At 46.4% G+C, this 17,137-nt stretch carries 18 protein-coding genes; 17 read left to right on the forward strand and 1 reads right to left on the reverse strand.

Annotation, left to right across the window (positions count from 1 at the left end; translation table 11 throughout):
• The first annotated feature begins 2 nt into the window (after positions 1-2).
• The 11 genes from fliD (at position 3) to hpf (ending at position 8,417) form a co-directional block, all read left to right on the forward strand.
• On the forward strand, positions 3-1,868 hold the full coding sequence (gene fliD / locus EV210_RS14105) for a flagellar filament capping protein FliD (protein WP_132081804.1): 1,866 nt from the start codon (positions 3-5) through the stop codon (positions 1,866-1,868).
• A 33-nt stretch (positions 1,869-1,901) separates the two neighbouring features.
• Entirely contained in the window at positions 1,902-2,300 is a 399-nt protein-coding gene (gene fliS, locus EV210_RS14110) for a flagellar export chaperone FliS (RefSeq protein WP_132081807.1), read from the forward strand.
• Positions 2,300-2,626 (forward strand): hypothetical protein, encoded by a 327-nt coding sequence (locus EV210_RS14115; RefSeq protein WP_132081809.1) that lies wholly within the window; start codon positions 2,300-2,302, stop codon positions 2,624-2,626. The genes fliS and EV210_RS14115 overlap by 1 nt, the downstream gene beginning before the upstream one ends.
• Positions 2,627-2,643: 17 nt before the next feature.
• On the forward strand, positions 2,644-3,255 hold the full coding sequence (locus EV210_RS14120; RefSeq protein WP_132081811.1) for a hypothetical protein: 612 nt from the start codon (positions 2,644-2,646) through the stop codon (positions 3,253-3,255).
• 327 nt (positions 3,256-3,582) lie between these two features.
• On the forward strand, positions 3,583-3,870 hold the full coding sequence (locus tag EV210_RS14125; RefSeq protein ID WP_132081813.1) for a zinc-ribbon domain containing protein: 288 nt from the start codon (positions 3,583-3,585) through the stop codon (positions 3,868-3,870).
• Between the two features lie 172 nt (positions 3,871-4,042).
• Positions 4,043-4,780, forward strand: coding sequence for a basic amino acid ABC transporter substrate-binding protein (locus EV210_RS14130; protein ID WP_424218045.1), 738 nt, complete (start codon positions 4,043-4,045; stop codon positions 4,778-4,780).
• Between the two features lie 185 nt (positions 4,781-4,965).
• Positions 4,966-5,742, forward strand: coding sequence for a basic amino acid ABC transporter substrate-binding protein (locus EV210_RS14135; protein WP_132081817.1), 777 nt, complete (start codon positions 4,966-4,968; stop codon positions 5,740-5,742).
• A gap of 174 nt (positions 5,743-5,916) precedes the next feature.
• Positions 5,917-6,582 (forward strand): amino acid ABC transporter permease, encoded by a 666-nt coding sequence (locus EV210_RS14140; protein ID WP_132081819.1) that lies wholly within the window; start codon positions 5,917-5,919, stop codon positions 6,580-6,582.
• Positions 6,569-7,288, forward strand: coding sequence for an amino acid ABC transporter ATP-binding protein (locus EV210_RS14145; RefSeq protein ID WP_132081821.1), 720 nt, complete (start codon positions 6,569-6,571; stop codon positions 7,286-7,288). The genes EV210_RS14140 and EV210_RS14145 overlap by 14 nt, the downstream gene beginning before the upstream one ends.
• A 191-nt stretch (positions 7,289-7,479) precedes the next feature.
• Positions 7,480-7,677, forward strand: a complete 198-nt coding sequence (locus EV210_RS14150) for a cold shock domain-containing protein (RefSeq protein ID WP_132081823.1) — start codon at positions 7,480-7,482, stop codon at positions 7,675-7,677.
• Between the two features lie 203 nt (positions 7,678-7,880).
• Positions 7,881-8,417, forward strand: a complete 537-nt coding sequence (gene hpf, locus EV210_RS14155; protein WP_132081825.1) for a ribosome hibernation-promoting factor, HPF/YfiA family — start codon at positions 7,881-7,883, stop codon at positions 8,415-8,417.
• Between the two features lie 57 nt (positions 8,418-8,474).
• On the opposite strand, the gene EV210_RS14160 is transcribed toward hpf, so the two are convergent.
• Positions 8,475-8,675 carry a hypothetical protein gene (locus EV210_RS14160; RefSeq protein ID WP_207900740.1) on the reverse strand — a complete coding sequence of 67 codons (201 nt, stop codon included), beginning with the start codon at positions 8,673-8,675 and terminating at the stop codon, positions 8,475-8,477.
• 238 nt (positions 8,676-8,913) lie between these two features.
• On the opposite strand from EV210_RS14160, the gene secA reads away from it, so the two are divergent.
• From secA to csaB, 6 genes are all read left to right on the forward strand, one after another.
• A complete protein-coding gene (secA, locus tag EV210_RS14165) occupies positions 8,914-11,430 on the forward strand; it encodes a preprotein translocase subunit SecA (protein ID WP_132081829.1) in 2,517 nt (838 codons plus the stop codon).
• Between the two features lie 305 nt (positions 11,431-11,735).
• Positions 11,736-12,840, forward strand: a protein-coding gene (gene prfB / locus EV210_RS14170) for a peptide chain release factor 2 (protein ID WP_207900741.1) whose coding sequence is annotated in 2 segments (ribosomal slippage) — positions 11,736-11,807 and positions 11,809-12,840 — 1,104 coding nt in all. Because the reading frame shifts where the segments join, the coding sequence is not laid out codon by codon here.
• Positions 12,841-12,873: 33 nt separating this feature from the next.
• A complete protein-coding gene (locus EV210_RS14175) occupies positions 12,874-13,569 on the forward strand; it encodes an LmeA family phospholipid-binding protein (protein WP_132081831.1) in 696 nt (231 codons plus the stop codon).
• Positions 13,570-13,606: 37 nt separating this feature from the next.
• Positions 13,607-13,948 (forward strand): hypothetical protein, encoded by a 342-nt coding sequence (locus tag EV210_RS14180; protein WP_132081833.1) that lies wholly within the window; start codon positions 13,607-13,609, stop codon positions 13,946-13,948.
• A gap of 64 nt (positions 13,949-14,012) precedes the next feature.
• Positions 14,013-16,043 carry a DUF5693 family protein gene (locus EV210_RS14185; RefSeq protein ID WP_132081835.1) on the forward strand — a complete coding sequence of 677 codons (2,031 nt, stop codon included), beginning with the start codon at positions 14,013-14,015 and terminating at the stop codon, positions 16,041-16,043.
• Positions 16,036-17,130: a polysaccharide pyruvyl transferase CsaB gene (gene csaB, locus EV210_RS14190; protein WP_132081837.1), complete on the forward strand. Its 1,095-nt coding sequence runs from the start codon at positions 16,036-16,038 to the stop codon at positions 17,128-17,130. The genes EV210_RS14185 and csaB overlap by 8 nt, the downstream gene beginning before the upstream one ends.
• Positions 17,131-17,137: the final 7 nt, after the last annotated feature.

Raw genomic sequence — 17,137 nt, forward strand, 5'->3', positions numbered from 1 at the left:
AGATGGTAATGAGAACATACGGGCTTAGCGGTTCGGGTATGGATGTTGACCAGATGGTTAAGGATTTAATGAAGGCCCGCAGGGCTTCCTATGATAAGGTGTGGCAGAAAAAGACACAGGTGGAATGGAAAAAGCAGGATGTTAATACGATTTATACATTAGCACAGGATTTCAGAAATAAAACGATTTCTGATTTTAAGAAACAGACTAATTTGTCGCCTAAGCAAGTGACCTCTACCAATGAAACAGTAGCAAGCGCTACAGCCAATGCTGACGCAGCTAATGTGTCTCATTCGCTGATTGTTCAGCAACTCGCAGATGGTGTTAAGATGTCGAGCAGTGACAGTATAACTGATACAACTAGTGACAAGACCAAGGGAACGCTGATTGAGCAGTTTGGATATGCCGCCGGAGACAGCTTTTCCCTGTCCGTCAACGGAAAAACGGTAAAAATTGATGTAACGGACACAACAACGCTTAGTGATGTAGTCAGCAGCATTAATAAAGCAGACGCAGATGTGAAAGCGAACTATGATTATACCTTAGATCGTTTTTATCTGTTTTCGAATAAAACGGGATCGACGGCTGCTATCAATTTTGAAGGTACTAATGATAAAGGGATAGACTTCTTATTCAATAAGTTGAAAATTGGTACATCCAGTGATAATCTTAGTACGGTCGGCATGACCAGTCAAAATACTTTTAGCAATGGTTCTGATACCATTGGAACTGCTCTTGGGATAAGCAGTGACTTTGTATTAAACATTGGTAAAAATGGAGTGAACACCCCAATCACGATAACCCCCGCAGATACAATTGACAGTATGCTGGGAAAAATTAACGGTCAATTAGGTGCTGGAGCAGCTACGCTTGATTCTGCAACCGGACGTATCACCATCAAGGCAGTTGACATCAATAATGGCTGGTCAATTGCAGGAGGAGACGATACGGGGAAAGATTTTTTAGCCAATAAACTTGGCATGAAGCAGTTGGTACAGAACGGTCAAAATGCAATTGTTAAATTGGATGGGGTAGAGCTTAGGCAAAGTTCGAATACTTTCACCGTTTCCGGTGTTACATACACGTTAAAATCTACTAGTTTTGTCGATTCTGCTAATAATCCAATCCCGACTAACATTGGTGTTCAACCGGATATTGATAAAACCATCGCCAATGTCCAAAGCTTCGTAGATAGTTATAATACTTTCATGGCCTTAATTCAGAAAGAATTAAAGGAAGATAAATATTCTGACTTTGCCCCGCTGACAGACGCTCAAAAGGCCGATATGAAGGACAGTGAAATTAAAGCCTACGAAGAAAAGGCAAAAAGCGGTTCCCTTCGCCGTGATCCTATTCTCACTCAGATGGTTTCTAATCTGCGCCTGAGCTTTACCGAGCCAATAACAGGGTTGACAGGAAAATATCAAAGTGCTGTTGATATTGGCATTGGCACAGGAAAATATTTTGATGACGATGGTAAACTTACAACAGAAGCAACTAATGGTGGCAAAATATATGTCACTGAAAGTGATTTGCGGGCTGCGCTTGAAGAAGATCCTGATGTTGTATTCAAAATTTTTGGTACACCCGGTGATACACAAAGTTCCGAAGGCGTAGCGAACCGATTATATGACCAAATGCAAACATCCCTTAATAGATTAAAAACTGAAGCGGGTACGCCAAACGTAACAGACACTACCAGCAATATGGCAAAAAGTATTGCCAGCTATAAAGACCAATTGTATGATATGAATAATCGCTTAGCTCAAGTCGAAGCTCGCTATTACAAACAATTTGATGCGATGGAAAAGGCGCTGAGCAACTTAAGCAAACAAAGCGCCTGGTTGTCTCAACAACTTGGAGGCTAGGCCCAATCTGAAGGAAAGCATGGAGGAATCCATATGAATGCTGCTACAACAGCGAATACCTACAAAACACAACAAGTAATGACCGCTTCACCGGAGGAGTTAACGCTCATGCTATATAATGGGGCTATCCGGTTTGTCAATGAAAGCATCCAGGCTACTCAGGTCGGTAATCTGGAGAAGGCGAATGCCGCTAATTTAAGAGCACAGGACATTGTGCGCGAATTTATGAGTACCTTGGACATGCAGTATGAGCTTTCGCAAAACTGGATGGCGTTATATCAGTTTATTGAGCAAAGCCTAATTCAAGGGAATGTGAAAAAGCAAGTTCAGCCGCTGGAAGACGCCAAAACAATTCTAGTCGATCTGCGAACTACCTGGGTCGAGGCAATGAAGCTGGCCAAAGGACAGCAGCGGGTGGCGGTGGCCCGCTAATGAAGGCGCCAAAGGAATTGTGGCAAGATTATTATTTTCTAACCCAGGAAATGTCCAAGTTCCTCATCAGAAATGATATTGACCTGTTTTTTGAACTGATGAACCAGCGGGAGAAGATCCAGGCTGAACTTGATAACTGTGAAGATGCTTATAAGCGAACTGCCGAAGGAAGGTCGCTGCTGGAGTCAATTCGACTGACCAATCAGGGGATTAGCCACCGGCTGCAGTTTTTGCTCAATACAGCTAAGCAGCAAGAAACCGTTTCCAACGCGTATGATGGCTATGGCGAGCGGCCTGTCGGCAACCGTCTGGATCAAAAAAGCTGATAGGCAGGTGAACGAATATGGCGATTACTTCTATTACATCTTCGATTACGACAACAGCGGGTTATCGCCAGCTGCCTTCATCCTCCGGCAGTTTGGCTGTTACAGCTGATGGGGCAATGGTATATACTGGGGACGGCAAATCACAGAAAGAAAAAGCAAGCTTAAGTGATGCCGTTCAGCAGCTGGACAAGAGCTTACGCGTCTTTAAGAGAGATGCCGTATTAGATGATTTATTTCTTGATGGGAATGACAGCTCCAGCTTTTATGATATGGTTTCTCAGTCAACGCGCACACTGGTTGACAGCTATAATAAGCTGAATGATGTACTGCGCTCTTCTAACCGGATTAGTAAGGAAGGGGCGGAGCTGCTGTCGCGTGTTCAAGGTATCATGCAAGGTAAGTGGCGTGAATTTGGTGACATGGGCATCATGCTTGATCCGCGTACCGGGTCTATATCTGTGAACGAGAATAGACTGGCTGATTATTGTGCTCAAGACCGGGGAGCAGTGAGAAAACAGCTGATAGAGGCGCCAGGAGGCTTGGCTCCGGCGTTGCTTGACGTTGTTAATGCTGTTACGAAGAAAACTGCTGGTTATTATTTCAACTCCACTTTTGACGTGTCTGTCTAAATCATTTTCAGATTTCCCTTGCATTTTTCCCGCATGAATCCTATAATTTAAGAGAAGAATCCCGTTGCTTAGGTCTGTGGTTGAAAATCGATGCCAGTCGCAGGCGAAACGATCCACGTAAGGAGTTCAAAGAATTCTGATCATGGTGCGGCTTAGAGATAAGACCTGCCGGCTTTAAGTAATGAAAGTACATAACAGCCGAGAGTGTTAGTAGTGAGGGTTTAAATTCTATTAGCGAAACCTCCAGCAGGCGAGTGTGGGGTCAAAGACCAGGTCAGCTAAGCAATGGTTCTTTGTAAAATTGGTAAGGTGAGGGGATTTTCGGTAATGGCTTTCCAAGACAAAACGTTAAAGTGCAAGGATTGTGGCTGTGATTTTATTTTCACTGTTGGCGAGCAGGATTTTTATGCGGAAAAAGGCTTTGAAAATGAGCCTGTACGTTGCCGCGACTGCCGCGAGACAAGAAAACGTGGTCGTGGAGATTCCAACTCTGCAGCTCCACAGCGCGAAATGCATGAAGCCGTTTGTGCCCAATGCGGCATAACTACCCAAGTACCGTTTAAACCACGTAATGACCGTCCAATCTACTGCCGGGAATGTTTTAAAAGAGCATAACTGAACTTATGGCAATGACGCCTGAGGAATTATTTCCTCAGGCTTTTTATTTTCCAAAAAAACAGCTTGACTGATGGTTTGTAGAGTGTATAATTATGATCAAGTTTACAATGTTACACATGAGGGGGAAGTTGTTGTGTCTAAGAGGTTTACAGCATTCTTTATTCTGGGTATGTTTATTTTGTCACTCGGTCTGGCTGGCTGTGGTTCATCTCAACCGCAGCAGGCAGCTAAAAAGGTTCTAAAGGTTGGTTCCGATACCGCATTTGCTCCGTTTGAGTTCCAGGATGAAAAGACAAAAGAGTATGTTGGTTTTGATATGGATCTCATCAAAGCCCTGGGCAAACAAATGGGCTATGAAGTAGAAGTACAAAGCCTGAATTTTGACGGCTTGATTCCTGCCCTGGAATCGGGTAATATCGATGCAACAATTTCCGCAATGACAATCACTGATGAGCGGGCTAAGAAAGTGAACTTTACGAAGCCTTACTACAAATCCGGTTTATCTATGGTCGTTAAATCAGACAATGACACAATTAAATCCTTTACAGATCTTGATGGCAAACGCATTGCCGTGCAAATCGGTACTACCGGTGCTGATGAAGCAAAGAAGATTAAAGATGCCAAGATCCGTGAGTTCAACACCGCTCCGGAAGCTTTTCTGGAACTGAAAAACGGTGGAGTGGACGCAGTAGTAAATGATATGCCGGTAAATGACTACTACATCAAGCAGGCTGGCGGCAAAGATGCGAAAACGGTGGGTGCTCCGCTTTCCTCCGAAGACTATGGGATTGCCACTGCCAAGAAAAATACCGAGCTGGCTAAGAAATTCGACCAGGCCCTTGAGGAACTGAAGAAAAATGGCGAGTATGAAAAAATCTATGTAAAATGGTTCGGTAAAAAACCTTAATAGCTTAGAATGATAAAGGCAGGTGATTCTTACGGATCACCTGCTTTGTTTTATTGCTTTATCAACGCCTGAAATGAGTCCGTGAGGGTTGTACTTTTTTGCGGGTAATGCTTGTATATGCACACATAGTGATGTATAATTATTTACAATAAGCTTATAAAGTATGTTTCTTAGGAGGTCTTGTTGTGTCTAAAAAATTAACGGCTATTATTCTCGGTGTTTTTGTATTGGCACTTGCGCTTGCCGGCTGTGGTGGTCAGGCAGATCAGAAGCAGGCTGCTAAACCCAAAGTATTAAAAGTAGGTACGGAACCAAGCTTTGCTCCTTTTGAATTTCAGGAAGAGGGCAGCAAAGAATATACCGGATTTGACATGGATCTGATTAGAGCGGTAGGCAAGCAAATGGGGTATGAAGTACAAATCGTCAGCATGGGCTTTGACGGACTTATTCCTGCACTGGAAAGCGGTCAAATTGACGCTGTTGCTTCCGGTATGAGTATTACCGAAGAACGGGCGAAAAAAGTTGCTTTCTCTAAACCTTATTATAAATCCGGTCTTACTATGGTAATCAAGAGCGACAACAATTCCATTAAAACCTTCAAGGATTTAGAAGGGAAAAGCATCGGCGTTCAAATTGGTACTACCGGAGCTGAAGAAGCCAGAAAAATAAAAGATGCAAAAATCCGCGAATTCAACACACCGCCAGAAGCTTTCATGGAACTTAAGAATAACGGCGTTGACGCTGTAGTGAACGATTTGCCGGTTAATGAGTACTTTATTGCCAAGACAGGTGCTAAAGATGTTAAACTTGCCGGTGAAGTGCAAAATGCAGAAAACTACGGTATAGCGATTGCGAAAAAGAATACCGAACTGTCCGAGAAAGTGAACAAAGCACTGGATGATATAAAAGCTAACGGCGAATATGAGAAAATCTACATGAAATGGTTTAATAAAAAACCGTAATATAGCAGTAGAGAAAACAATCAAGGGAGATTGCAGTGTAAGCGGCAATCTCCCTTTTTTTAACTATAAATTAATTATTGACAGGCTAATGTGAGATGCTATAATCTTAATGTGCATTTATATGCAAATGCTTAGCGATTAAACAAGATTATGATAGATAAAAGGTGAGAACTGATGAATTTTGATTTTGACTTGGTTGTCAATTCCTTTCCCTTGTTATTGCTGGGAGCAGGAGTTACCGTTCAAATTACGGCGTTGAGTGTAGGGTTCGGTCTGCTGATAGGCATGTTTGTGGGAATTGCCCGTCTGTCGCAGGTGAAACTGGTCAAGTTTTTAGCAACTGTATATGTCGATTTTATTCGGGGCACGCCCTTGCTGGTGCAGATCTTTTTGATTTATTTTGCTCTGCCGATGATCATTGGTCAGCGCATTGATCCTTTTATTGCAGCAATTACTGCCTGTAGCGTTAACAGTGGAGCTTATGTAGCCGAAATTTTCCGTGCAGGCATTCAGTCTATCGATAAAGGGCAAATGGAAGCAGGCCGTTCTTTGGGAATGACCTGGACTCAAACTATGCGGTTTATCATTCTGCCTCAGGCCTTTAAACGGATTATCCCGCCTTTAGGCAATGAATTTATCGCTATGCTGAAGGATTCATCACTGGTTTCGGTTATTGGCTTTGAAGAGTTGACCCGCCGGGGGCAGCTTATTATCGCCCGGACCTATGGCTCCTTTGAGATTTGGCTGACAGTGGCATTTATTTATCTGGTCATGACTTTGACCATTTCCCGCTTGGTGGATTATCTGGAGCGGAGGTACAAAATCGATGATAAGCATTAAAGGGATACATAAAAAGTTCGGTAAAATCCATGTCCTCAAAGGCATTGATGCTCATATTCAGGAAAAAGAAGTAGTGGTGATTATCGGACCAAGCGGTTCGGGAAAAAGTACCCTGCTGCGCTGCATAAACTTCCTGGAAGAACCGACGGAAGGTGAAATCGTTGTTGATGGCATTTCGTTAACAAGCGAATCCAATATCAACAAGGTGCGGGAAGAAGTAGGCATGGTTTTTCAACGGTTTAACCTCTTTCCTCATATGACGGTAGTTGAGAACATTACCTTAGCGCCAATGCAGGTGCGCAAGCTGAGTAAGAGCGAAGCCGAGAAGATTGCTCTTGCCCTGCTGGAAAAAGTCGGCTTGGCCGATAAGGCTCATGCTTATCCCGAGCAATTGTCCGGTGGTCAGCAGCAGCGTGTCGCCATCGCCCGGGCACTGGCAATGCGGCCGAAGATTATGCTGTTTGATGAGCCAACCTCAGCGCTTGATCCGGAAATGATCAAAGAAGTGCTTGATGTTATGAAAACCCTGGCTAATGAAGGGATGACTATGGTAGTGGTAACCCACGAAATGGGCTTTGCCCGTGAAGTTGGCGACCGGGTGATTTTTATGGATGAAGGCCGTATTGTCGAAGAAAATCTGCCTGATGAACTGTTTACTAATGCCCAGGAAGAAAGAACTAAGCTATTTTTATCCAAAATTTTGTAACCATAAAAATAAAATATAATTCAGAAAGCCTTCGGGAAAGCGCTTGACGCCAATGGATTACGGTAAAGTATGTAATGGCGGGGTGCTGGAGCGAAGGCCTTGTCACGTTGACAGTTATCCCCAGTTTGTGCTATAGTGTTTCTTGTGGTCATTGGCAAATGACTAGCAGTTTATTTTCAGGAGGAATTTTCATGATCGGTAAAGTTAAATGGTTTAGTGCTGAAAAAGGCTATGGTTTCATTGAAAGAGAAGACGGCGGCGACGTATTCGTTCATTTCTCAGCTATTCAAGAGCAAGGATTTAAAGCTCTGGCCGAAGGTCAGCAAGTAGAGTTCGAGATCGTTGATGGCGCTCGCGGACCTCAAGCTGCTAACGTCTACAAAGCATAAGACAAATGTCCAAACCCGGCATCTTTGCGATGCCGGGTTTTTATAATGCAATTTTGTAGCGAATTTTTTTAAAATTAAGTAATTTATAGGGACAGAACAGGATTTTTGTCTTTTATGGGGAATAATACTATAACAGACCAAATAGACTTTCCCCAATAGGGGAATGCCTAACAGTCTGGAATATCCGAAGGAGGATGGGGAATATGGCAATCGTCGTACGAGGAAAGAATATTGAAATCACACCAGCACTGAAAGACTATGTCGAGAAGAGGATCGGCAAGGTTACTAAGTATTTTGATAATCTCGGCGAAATTACAGCAGTCCTCACCGTGCAAAAAGGACGTCATATTGTGGAAGTAACAGTACCGGTAAACGGGATGCTCTTACGGGGCGAAGAAGCTACTGCCGATATGTACACCTCAATTGATTTGGTTATTGAAAAACTCGAAAGGCAAATTGAAAAATATAAAACCAGGATTGCCCGCAAGTTCCGCACGAATGGCGGTTTCAAAGGGGAACTGGTTGCCAGCCGCACTCCTGAAGGGGAGGCCGTGGAAGAGTTCCAGGTTGTTAAAACAAAGCGTTTTGCGGTGAAACCAATGGCAGTGGAAGAGGCTCTGTTACAAATGAATCTGATACACCATGACTTCTATGTCTTTATGAATGCTGATTCGGAAGAAGTCAATGTACTGTATCGACGCAAAGATGGTAACTATGGCCTAATTGAACCGGAGTTCTAAGAAATAAGAGAACCGGGAAGCGAATAATCGCTTCCCGGTTCTCTTTATTTCGTCTCATTACATGCGGCTGATTCGTCTTTTCATAATGATTTCAGCCATTGTTTCGCCTTCCAGCTCGGCCGCTTTACGGACAAATTCTTCGCGGGTAATCATCCCTTTGTCAATCAGTAAATCAATCAGTACGGAAATAGCCAGGGTATTACGGTAATCTACAGATTTTAGGTCGGCTAACTGGCCGACAACTTCCACTATATTCATCGCTTGCCTCCTCATGGCAAAGGAATTTTTATATTCATTTTTATTATTACCGGCATTTGTTTTTTTATACAGGATACACTAAAAAAAAGTCCGGCCTTTTTGCGGATATTTGGGCATACTAGTACAGTGTTGGCTCAGGAGCTTTTTTTGACTTATATCCCGTATTCTGGTAAAATCGTAAAATAGGCATATAATGTCTACGATAAGCGCAGGTGCGAATTCCGGGGGAGTGATTTTGGTGCTGAAGTTTTTAAAGAACCTGTTTGGCGATGATAATGAAAAAGAAATTAAGCGGATGATGAAATATGTAGACCGGATCAATTCATTTGAGAAGGATCTCATTAATTTAAGCGACTCTTCCCTGACAGGAAAGACGGCAGAGTTTCGTCGCCGTTTGGATAAAGGAGAAACTCTGGATGATTTACTGCCAGAGGCTTTTGCAGTAGTTCGTGAAGCATCCCGCCGGGTATTAGGAATGCGTCATTTTGATGTGCAGATGCTGGGGGGAATAACCCTGCATGAAGGCAATATTGCCGAGATGCGCACCGGCGAAGGTAAAACGCTTGTGGCTACACTGCCGGTGTATTTGAATGCGCTGGCCGGCAAAGGCGTTCATGTTGTTACGGTCAATGATTACCTGGCCCGCCGCGACAGCCAGTGGATGGGGCGTCTCTACAATTACCTGGGCCTTTCGGTTGGGCTAATTGTGCACGGCCTTGATTTCCATCAGCGCAAAATGTCCTATAGTGCGGATGTCACCTATGGTACGAATAATGAATTCGGCTTTGACTATCTGCGTGATAATATGGTTATTTATGCTGATCAGATGGTACAGCGGGAATTGAACTTTGCCATCGTCGATGAAGTGGACAGCATCCTGGTGGACGAGGCAAGGACACCGCTGATCATTTCGGGGCCTGGCGAACGTTCGACCGATTCGTATTACACACTGGCCAAAGTTGTACCCAAACTGATTCCCGGTCAGGATTATACGGTTGATGAGAAGGCTAATACCGTTGCGCCTACTGAGTCGGGGATTGCTAAAGTAGAAAAACAGCTGAATGTACATAATTTATATGAAGCAGATAACATGGAACTCAATCATTTATTGAATCAGGCTCTTAGAGCGCATGCACTGATGAAACGGGACCGCGACTATGTGGTAAAAGACGGCGAAGTGGTTATTGTTGATGAATTTACCGGCCGTCTGATGTTCGGACGCCGTTATTCTGATGGCCTGCATCAGTCGATTGAGGCTAAAGAAGGCCTGAAAGTAGAGCGCGAGAGTCAGACGCTTGCCTCCATTACGTTCCAGAACTATTTCCGCATGTACGATAAGCTGGCAGGTATGACCGGAACGGCGAAAACAGAAGAACAGGAATTCCGCAAGATCTATGGACTGGATGTACTGGTTATGCCGACCAACAAACCAGTTGTCCGCCAGGATATGCCTGATGTCATTTATAAAACGAAAAAGGCCAAATATAAGGCTGTTATTAAGGAAATTGTGGAGCGCCACCGTACGGGGCAGCCGGTGCTGGTGGGTACGACCTCTATTGTGCAGTCGGAAGAATTAAGTGCGCTTCTGAAAAAAGAAGGCGTGCCGCATAATGTCCTGAATGCCAAATACCACGAAAAAGAAGCTGAAATCGTGGCGCAAGCCGGTCAGCTTAATCAAGTGACCATTGCCACCAATATGGCCGGCCGCGGTACTGATATTGTTTTGGGGGACGGCGTACCTGAATTGGGTGGTTTACACATTATTGCCACCGAACGCCATGAAAGCCGCCGTATCGACAACCAGCTGCGCGGCCGTGCCGGACGTCAGGGCGATGCCGGTTCATCCCGTTTCTTCCTGTCGCTGGAAGACGATCTCATGCGTTTGTTTGGTTCGGCTAATATTGCAACAGTTATGGATAAACTGGGGATGGAAGAAGATGAGCCGATTGAGCATTCCTTAATCAGCCGGTCGATTGAACAGGCCCAGAAAAAAGTGGAAGCCCGTAACTTTGATATCCGTAAGTACATCCTGGAATATGATGATGTTATGAACCAGCAGCGCGAGGTTATTTATGACCAGCGCCGTAAAATCCTGCTCGGTGAAAACATGCGGGAAAATATCTTCGGCATGATTGACAAGTTAATTGAGCGGGGCATGGAAATCTACACGAATGAAAAAGTATATCCGGAAGAATGGGATCTGGATGGGTTGATCGAGTTCTGCGAAGGCTATTTTGCGCCTGAAGGACGGTTGACGAAGGAAGTTCTCGAAAACTTTAACCGTCAGGAAGTTCAGGAAGAACTGCTGAAAGTTGCTGCTGAAGCATATGATGCCCGTGAGGCACTGTTTGGTGTCGAGAACATGCGGGAACTGGAAAAAGTAGTAATGCTGAAAGTGGTTGACGCTAAGTGGATGGATCATCTCGATGCAATGGAAATGCTCCGCGAAGGCATTGGCCTGCGTGCCTACGGCCAGAAAAATCCGCTCATCGAATATAAAATTGAAGCATATGATATGTTCCAGCAAATGATTGAGCATATCCAGGAAGATATTGTGAAGTACATGTTCCGGGTTAACATCCTGGCTAATCATCAGCCTCAGGCTGAGGACCATCTGCAAAATGCCAAAGCCCGTCATGGGGAAGAGGATGAGCAGGTCAATCAGCCCATTGTTAACCATGATGTCACCGGCCGCAATGAATTGTGTCATTGTGGATCGGGGAAAAAGTATAAAAAATGCTGCGGCGCAAAGTAGGTAACGGTCGCCGATAAGGCCCCATCTGCGTTGTTGTCGCTGCGGGCGTTCGCTCGCCGTACCGCCGCTGTACTGTCTTCGCTCACGTCCTCGCTCCGCCTAGCATCTGGAGCCTTCTCGACGGCCTAGGCTTGTCGGCAGAGGGCGCACGGATGGGTGGCGTTTTGGGAAGGATGAGGAATGATGGGGGAAGGACGAGAGACGGGGCTTGCATCGCGTGACTCGCAAGCTTTACTGTCATTGCGAGGAACATGAGTGACGTGGCAATCTTATTTTTCTACAGTTTATATTAGAGGGTGAAAGTATTGTTGTTGGAAGATCTGCGCCGGGATATCGAGGCGCTTGGGGAAAAGCTTGATGAAGTGAGGGCTTCTCTTTGACTTAGCCGTTAAAGAAGAGCGAATTGCGGATTTAGAACGGAAGATGAGTGCTCCTGACTTTTGGGATGATCCGGCAACGGCCCAGAAAGTGGCCCAGGAAGTAACCGTCCTGAAAGAAAGTGTAGCAGCTTATCATAATATGAAGGAAAGCTGGCAGGACATGTTTACGCTGTGGGAGCTTGGGTCTGAGGAAGGGGACGAATCCGTTTACCCTGAGGTAGTTCAGATGATGCAGCAGCTGCAGCAGGACATTGAACATCAGGAATTGACGCTGATGCTGTCCGGTGAATACGACGGCAATAATGCCATACTCACGCTGCATGCCGGTGCGGGCGGTACCGAGGCCCAGGATTGGGCGCAAATGCTGCTGCGCATGTATGTCCGTTATGCGGAAAAAAGCGGGTTTAAGGTGGAAACAATGGACTTTCTGGCCGGTGATGAGGCTGGCGTAAAAAGCGCCACTCTTATGATTTCCGGTCATAATGCCTATGGCTATCTGAAAGCGGAAAAGGGGGTTCACCGTCTGGTGCGTATTTCCCCCTTTGATGCTTCGGGACGTCGTCATACCTCGTTTGCAGCCGTTGATGTAATGCCTGAGATTGATGACAACGTGGATATTGTTATCAATCCGGTTGATCTCAGGGTTGATACCTTCCGGGCGAGCGGGGCGGGCGGCCAGCATATCAACAAGACTGATTCGGCGGTACGAATGACGCATATTCCGACGGGAGTTGTCGTCCAGTGCCAAAGTGAACGTTCGCAGATTCAAAACCGCGAGCAGTGCATGAAGCTGCTGCGCGCCAGACTATTTGAGCTGGAGCGGCAGAAGCAGCAGGAGAAGAAAAATGAACTCGGCGGCGATTATCAGGCTATTGAATGGGGCAGTCAGATCCGGTCTTATGTGTTCCATCCTTACAATCTGGTAAAAGACCACCGGACCAGCCGGGAAGTCGGCAATGTTCATGCCGTCATGGACGGCGAAATTGAGCCCTTTATTGAAGCTTATCTGAAAAGCGGTTTAGGAAAGTAAGGGAAGACAGTAATGGTTAGGAGGCGTACCCTCATGTTCAAGCGCCTGGTGCTGATCCTGGTTATATTGATAGGGGTTGCCGGTATTGCGGCAGAGGTTGTGCTGCCGAAGCTTGCTTCTGATGCGGTTGCTCAGGGGATGAGTGAACTAACAGGAGCGGCGCAAGTGAAGGCTGTAGTACAGGAGCGGCCGGCTGTCGGCATGCTGACAGGCAGTTTTGACCAAATATCAATTGAAGCTGATAATGCCAAGATGGATAAATTAACCTTTAGTCATTTGGCGGCAGTGTTAACCGATGTGCAATTAGATCGGGAACGGTTGTATTTCCGCCGCTCTGTTGCCATTGAAAAAGTGAAGGATATTGACTTGACTGCAACGATCAGCCAGGACGAAATGGCCCGCTATATTAACCAGAATGTGAAAGGGGTTAAAAATGCTGCAGTTACCATTGATAAGGGTAAGATGCAGGCGTCCAGTTCTTTTGCTTTTGGCGGGATTGCCACAGTAGCAATTTCTTTGGAAGGCCGCATTATCGCGGATGGTCAAAGAATTAAGTTTGTTACTGAACGGTTTCTGCTCAATAACACACCGGTTGGCAATATTGGCGGTGCTATGCTGGCAGAAATTCCGCTGGTGGATTTGAAAAAGCTTCCCTTTGGCGTAACCGTCAGGGAAATTGTGCTGGATCAGGGGAAAGTCACATTGTTTACTGATAATCGACCTAAATAAGTGAGAAAAGATTGGCTTGTCACCAGGAGGTAACTACGTGCTCGGTATTTTAGCTTGTTTTGTGTTTGGTTCGGCAATCATCGCCCTCGGTGTTTCCTGGCAGGTCAAGCATATCAGCAATGACTGGTGGGCGCTGGCAAAATACAACCTGACTATTTCACCGCTGCTGTTTCTCGCCAATATCCTGCTGAGTATGGGGTTTGGCCTTGGACATAGCGTGATTAAAAACGTACCGGCTGTAGTTGCTCTGCAGACTATCATTTATTACGCTTTCTTAATACTGTTCTCTTATTTTCTGGTGGGGGATAAAATATCCCTTGTTAAGGCAGCTGCCGGAGTTACCCTGCTGGCAGCCGGTATCTGGGTGTTAAAAAGCTAGAGGAAACGACCCGCAAGAGCGGACAATATACCGTTACTTTTCAAAATGCAAGGTGGAGAGAGTTTTGGCTGATTTCAAATACAACAGGGTTTTACTGGCAATGATGCTAGTTGGCTTGATTGCCGCCCTGATGATCAACTGGCAGCGTCATACGGTAGAGGAAAACAGCAGCCGGGTTGAGCTCGTTATGGATTATGAAGATATTATGGAGCTTGCCCATACGGAAGGTGAATCTGCCGAATCGTTATTTCAGCAGTTTAAAGAGGCCGGTATTACCACATTGGCAGTCTATGATACTACGCTGGAAAAGCTGCACAAGGACGGTAAGCTGACTGTTTTGGCAGGCGTTGATGTGCTGGAAAAGAATAAGGGACTGCAAAAGACGGTTTCTCCCTCAAAAGTTTATATTTTTGCTAATCCAGTGGCCACTGCTGATGATACTTATACGGAAGTAAAAAGTGATTTGATACGCCGTCTGGGGGCTGAACGGGTAAGAGAAATACCAGATGCCAATCACCGTGTCCTGGAAATAGATGGAAATTATGAGAAGTTGATAAAATGGAATTTGGGCCTGTCGCGGCAAGAAATTCGGGAAGCTGCCGGCAAAGGCTTTTTTGTCATGCTGCGGCCTACTAACTTTACCAAGGTTGAGCCTGATGATGTTCATTCCGTTTTTGAGCGTAGTGCAGGTATCGATAATGTCTCAGGACTGATGTTTGTCGGTGATGAAGTACTAGGTTATCCGGACTTGCTGCCGTTAACGGCAGATAGTATGAAAAAACGTGATATGACCCTGGGCCTCATTGAGCACCCCCTGCAGCTGCAGTTTCTGCGCCAGGAGGGACTGACCCAGCTGGCGGTGCTGCTCAACTATCAGGCAGCACGGGTTTATGTGATTCCCAAAGATGAACAGCCGAAGCTAAAAATAAATGAAGCGATTCAGCGCTGGGTAGTAACGGATCAGGAACGGAATATCCGCATTAACCTGCTGCGCAAATATGACAAAGCCGAAGGGAATCGCACCGTTATTGAAACAAACCTGGACTATGTTACCGGTATCAAGGAAGGTTTGCTGGAAAAAGGCTTTGTTCTGGGAAAAGCCAGTACTTTCCCGGCCTATTTCCCCAGCCCGCTGCTGCTGGCGCTGGTTATCCTGGCAGCAACGGCCAGCGGTGTATTGTATCTTACCCAGGTATTTCCTTTTCCGGCCCGTTATCAGTATATCCTGCTGGCCTGCCTGGGAGCAGTGCTGGTATTCCCGGTCTTGAAAGGCAGCGGTACGCTGGTAAGACAGATGGCCGCGCTGGCCAGTGCGATCCTTGTCCCTGCGCTTGCCATGACCTGGCAGCTGGATCGCTGGCGTAAACGCCAGACAACCGGACCGGTTTCGCTGGGCCGTATTGTTCTGGATGGAGCGGTCAGCCTGACTTTGACGTTATTGTTGTCGCTTGTAGGCGGCATGTATGTGGCCAGTCTGCTGGGAGATGTGCGCTTTCTGCTGGAAATGGAAATTTTCCGTGGCGTAAAGGCGACGTTTATTCTGCCGCTGGTATTAATTACGTTAACCTATCTGACTCGTTTCCCCCTGGTTGGACCGCCGATTCGTTCTACCCGGGACATTTGGAGTCAGACAATCCAATTCTTGAATTATCCGGTACAGATTAAAACACTGCTCGCTGCAGGAGTGGCAGCCGTCGTTGCCTGGGTATTTATTGGCCGCTCCGGTCACACTGCCGGTGTGCCTGTGCCGGCTATTGAGCTGAAGCTGCGGGCTTTCCTGGAGCAGACGATGTACGCCCGGCCGCGGGAAAAGGAATTTCTGATTGGTCATCCGGCTTTTATGGTCGCTGTTATGGCTGTCTATCAGCGATGGCCGCAAGGGCTTCATTATGTGCTGGTCCTGTTAGCGACAATTGCCCAGGGGTCCCTTGTTGAAACATTTGCCCACTTGCGGACACCTGTCTTTATGTCTTTTGTGCGGGCCCTTGACGGCCTGGCAGTGGGAGTTGTATTTGGTGCTTTAGCGGTTATTGGTCTCTGGCTGCTGCAGTACCTATCCGGCGCAGTGGGAAGGAGACCGTCAGCCCATGAGTGAAGTTGTCATCTCCGGGTACTACGGTTTTGGCAATGCCGGCGACGAAGCAATGCTGGCGGCCATGATCGAAGCACTCACTGATCTGGATCCCCATCTGGGCATTACGGTATTATCAGGCAATCCGGAAGACACGCGCCGCCGTCACGGTGTTTCTGCCGTTTACCGGCTCAATTATCCGGAAATTACCCGGGTCTTGGCGAAAAGCCGCCTCTTGATCAGCGGCGGCGGCAGCTTGCTGCAGGATGTTACGAGCGACCGCAGTCTTTACTATTACCTGAGTATTATGATGCTGGCTAAAAAGCTTGGCAAGCAGGTTATGCTCTACGGACAAGGCATCGGCCCGGTCCGGGGCGGTATGGCCAAAGGCGCAATGCGTTATATTGGCAATATGGTGGATTTAATCACCGTACGGGATGAAGGATCGCGCGAGGAATTGCGCTATTTAGGAATTACCAAACCGCCTGTCTATGTAACGGCTGATTCCGTGCTGGCCATGCATCCCGTCGACAAGGAAATCGGCCGGGCCATTTTGCGGAAGAATGGCCTGGAAGGTGCTGCGCCGCTTATTGGCCTTTCGGTAAGAGAGTGGAAGGACTGGCGCCATTATAAGGATATTTTGGCCCAGGCTGCCGATGCTATGGCGGAGGAATTTGATGCCCGTATTGTATTTCTGCCGATGCAATGGCCGGATGATCTCGCTGTGGCAAAGAAGATTGTGTCCCGCATGCGGCGGCCGGCTGTAGCCTTAACTGAAGAGTATACGACCAGCGAATTGCTGTCACTCACCGGCAATCTGGATCTGCTGATTGGAATTCGCCTGCATGCCTTGATTTTTGCTGCTGTTATGCAAATTCCCATGATTGGGATCTCGTATGATCCGAAAGTGGATCGCTTTTTGCAGAGTATTGGTGATAGTCATGTAGGAACCCTCCAGTCTATTTCCGTGCCTGCCCTTTTGACGAAAGTCCGTTCCATTATGCAGCGGGAGGATCGTCAGCTGGATCGGAGCAATGAACGGATCAACCTTCTCAGGGATAAAGCTTTTCAGAACGCCGAACTGGCATTGGAGCTTATTCGGGACCGATAGGAGGTAA

Origin of the sequence: Anaerospora hongkongensis (assembly GCF_004339805.1) — a bacterium.
GTDB classification, from domain to species: domain Bacteria; phylum Bacillota; class Negativicutes; order Sporomusales; family DSM-15969; genus Anaerospora; species Anaerospora hongkongensis.

What these genes read in the sequence shown, in the direction of transcription:
- fliD (WP_132081804.1), top strand. Translation starts at nt 3, where the DNA reads ATGGTAATGAGAACATACGGGCTTAGCGGTTCGGGTATGGATGTTGAC.
- fliS (WP_132081807.1), top strand. Translation starts at nt 1,902, where the DNA reads ATGAATGCTGCTACAACAGCGAATACCTACAAAACACAACAAGTAATG.
- EV210_RS14115 (WP_132081809.1), top strand. Translation starts at nt 2,300, where the DNA reads ATGAAGGCGCCAAAGGAATTGTGGCAAGATTATTATTTTCTAACCCAG.
- EV210_RS14120 (WP_132081811.1), top strand. Translation starts at nt 2,644, where the DNA reads ATGGCGATTACTTCTATTACATCTTCGATTACGACAACAGCGGGTTAT.
- EV210_RS14125 (WP_132081813.1), top strand. Translation starts at nt 3,583, where the DNA reads ATGGCTTTCCAAGACAAAACGTTAAAGTGCAAGGATTGTGGCTGTGAT.
- EV210_RS14130 (WP_424218045.1), top strand. Translation starts at nt 4,043, where the DNA reads ATGTTTATTTTGTCACTCGGTCTGGCTGGCTGTGGTTCATCTCAACCG.
- EV210_RS14140 (WP_132081819.1), top strand. Translation starts at nt 5,917, where the DNA reads ATGAATTTTGATTTTGACTTGGTTGTCAATTCCTTTCCCTTGTTATTG.
- EV210_RS14145 (WP_132081821.1), top strand. Translation starts at nt 6,569, where the DNA reads ATGATAAGCATTAAAGGGATACATAAAAAGTTCGGTAAAATCCATGTC.
- EV210_RS14150 (WP_132081823.1), top strand. Translation starts at nt 7,480, where the DNA reads ATGATCGGTAAAGTTAAATGGTTTAGTGCTGAAAAAGGCTATGGTTTC.
- hpf (WP_132081825.1), top strand. Translation starts at nt 7,881, where the DNA reads ATGGCAATCGTCGTACGAGGAAAGAATATTGAAATCACACCAGCACTG.
- EV210_RS14160 (WP_207900740.1), bottom strand. Translation starts at nt 8,675, where the DNA reads ATGAATATAGTGGAAGTTGTCGGCCAGTTAGCCGACCTAAAATCTGTA.
- EV210_RS14175 (WP_132081831.1), top strand. Translation starts at nt 12,874, where the DNA reads ATGTTCAAGCGCCTGGTGCTGATCCTGGTTATATTGATAGGGGTTGCC.
- csaB (WP_132081837.1), top strand. Translation starts at nt 16,036, where the DNA reads ATGAGTGAAGTTGTCATCTCCGGGTACTACGGTTTTGGCAATGCCGGC.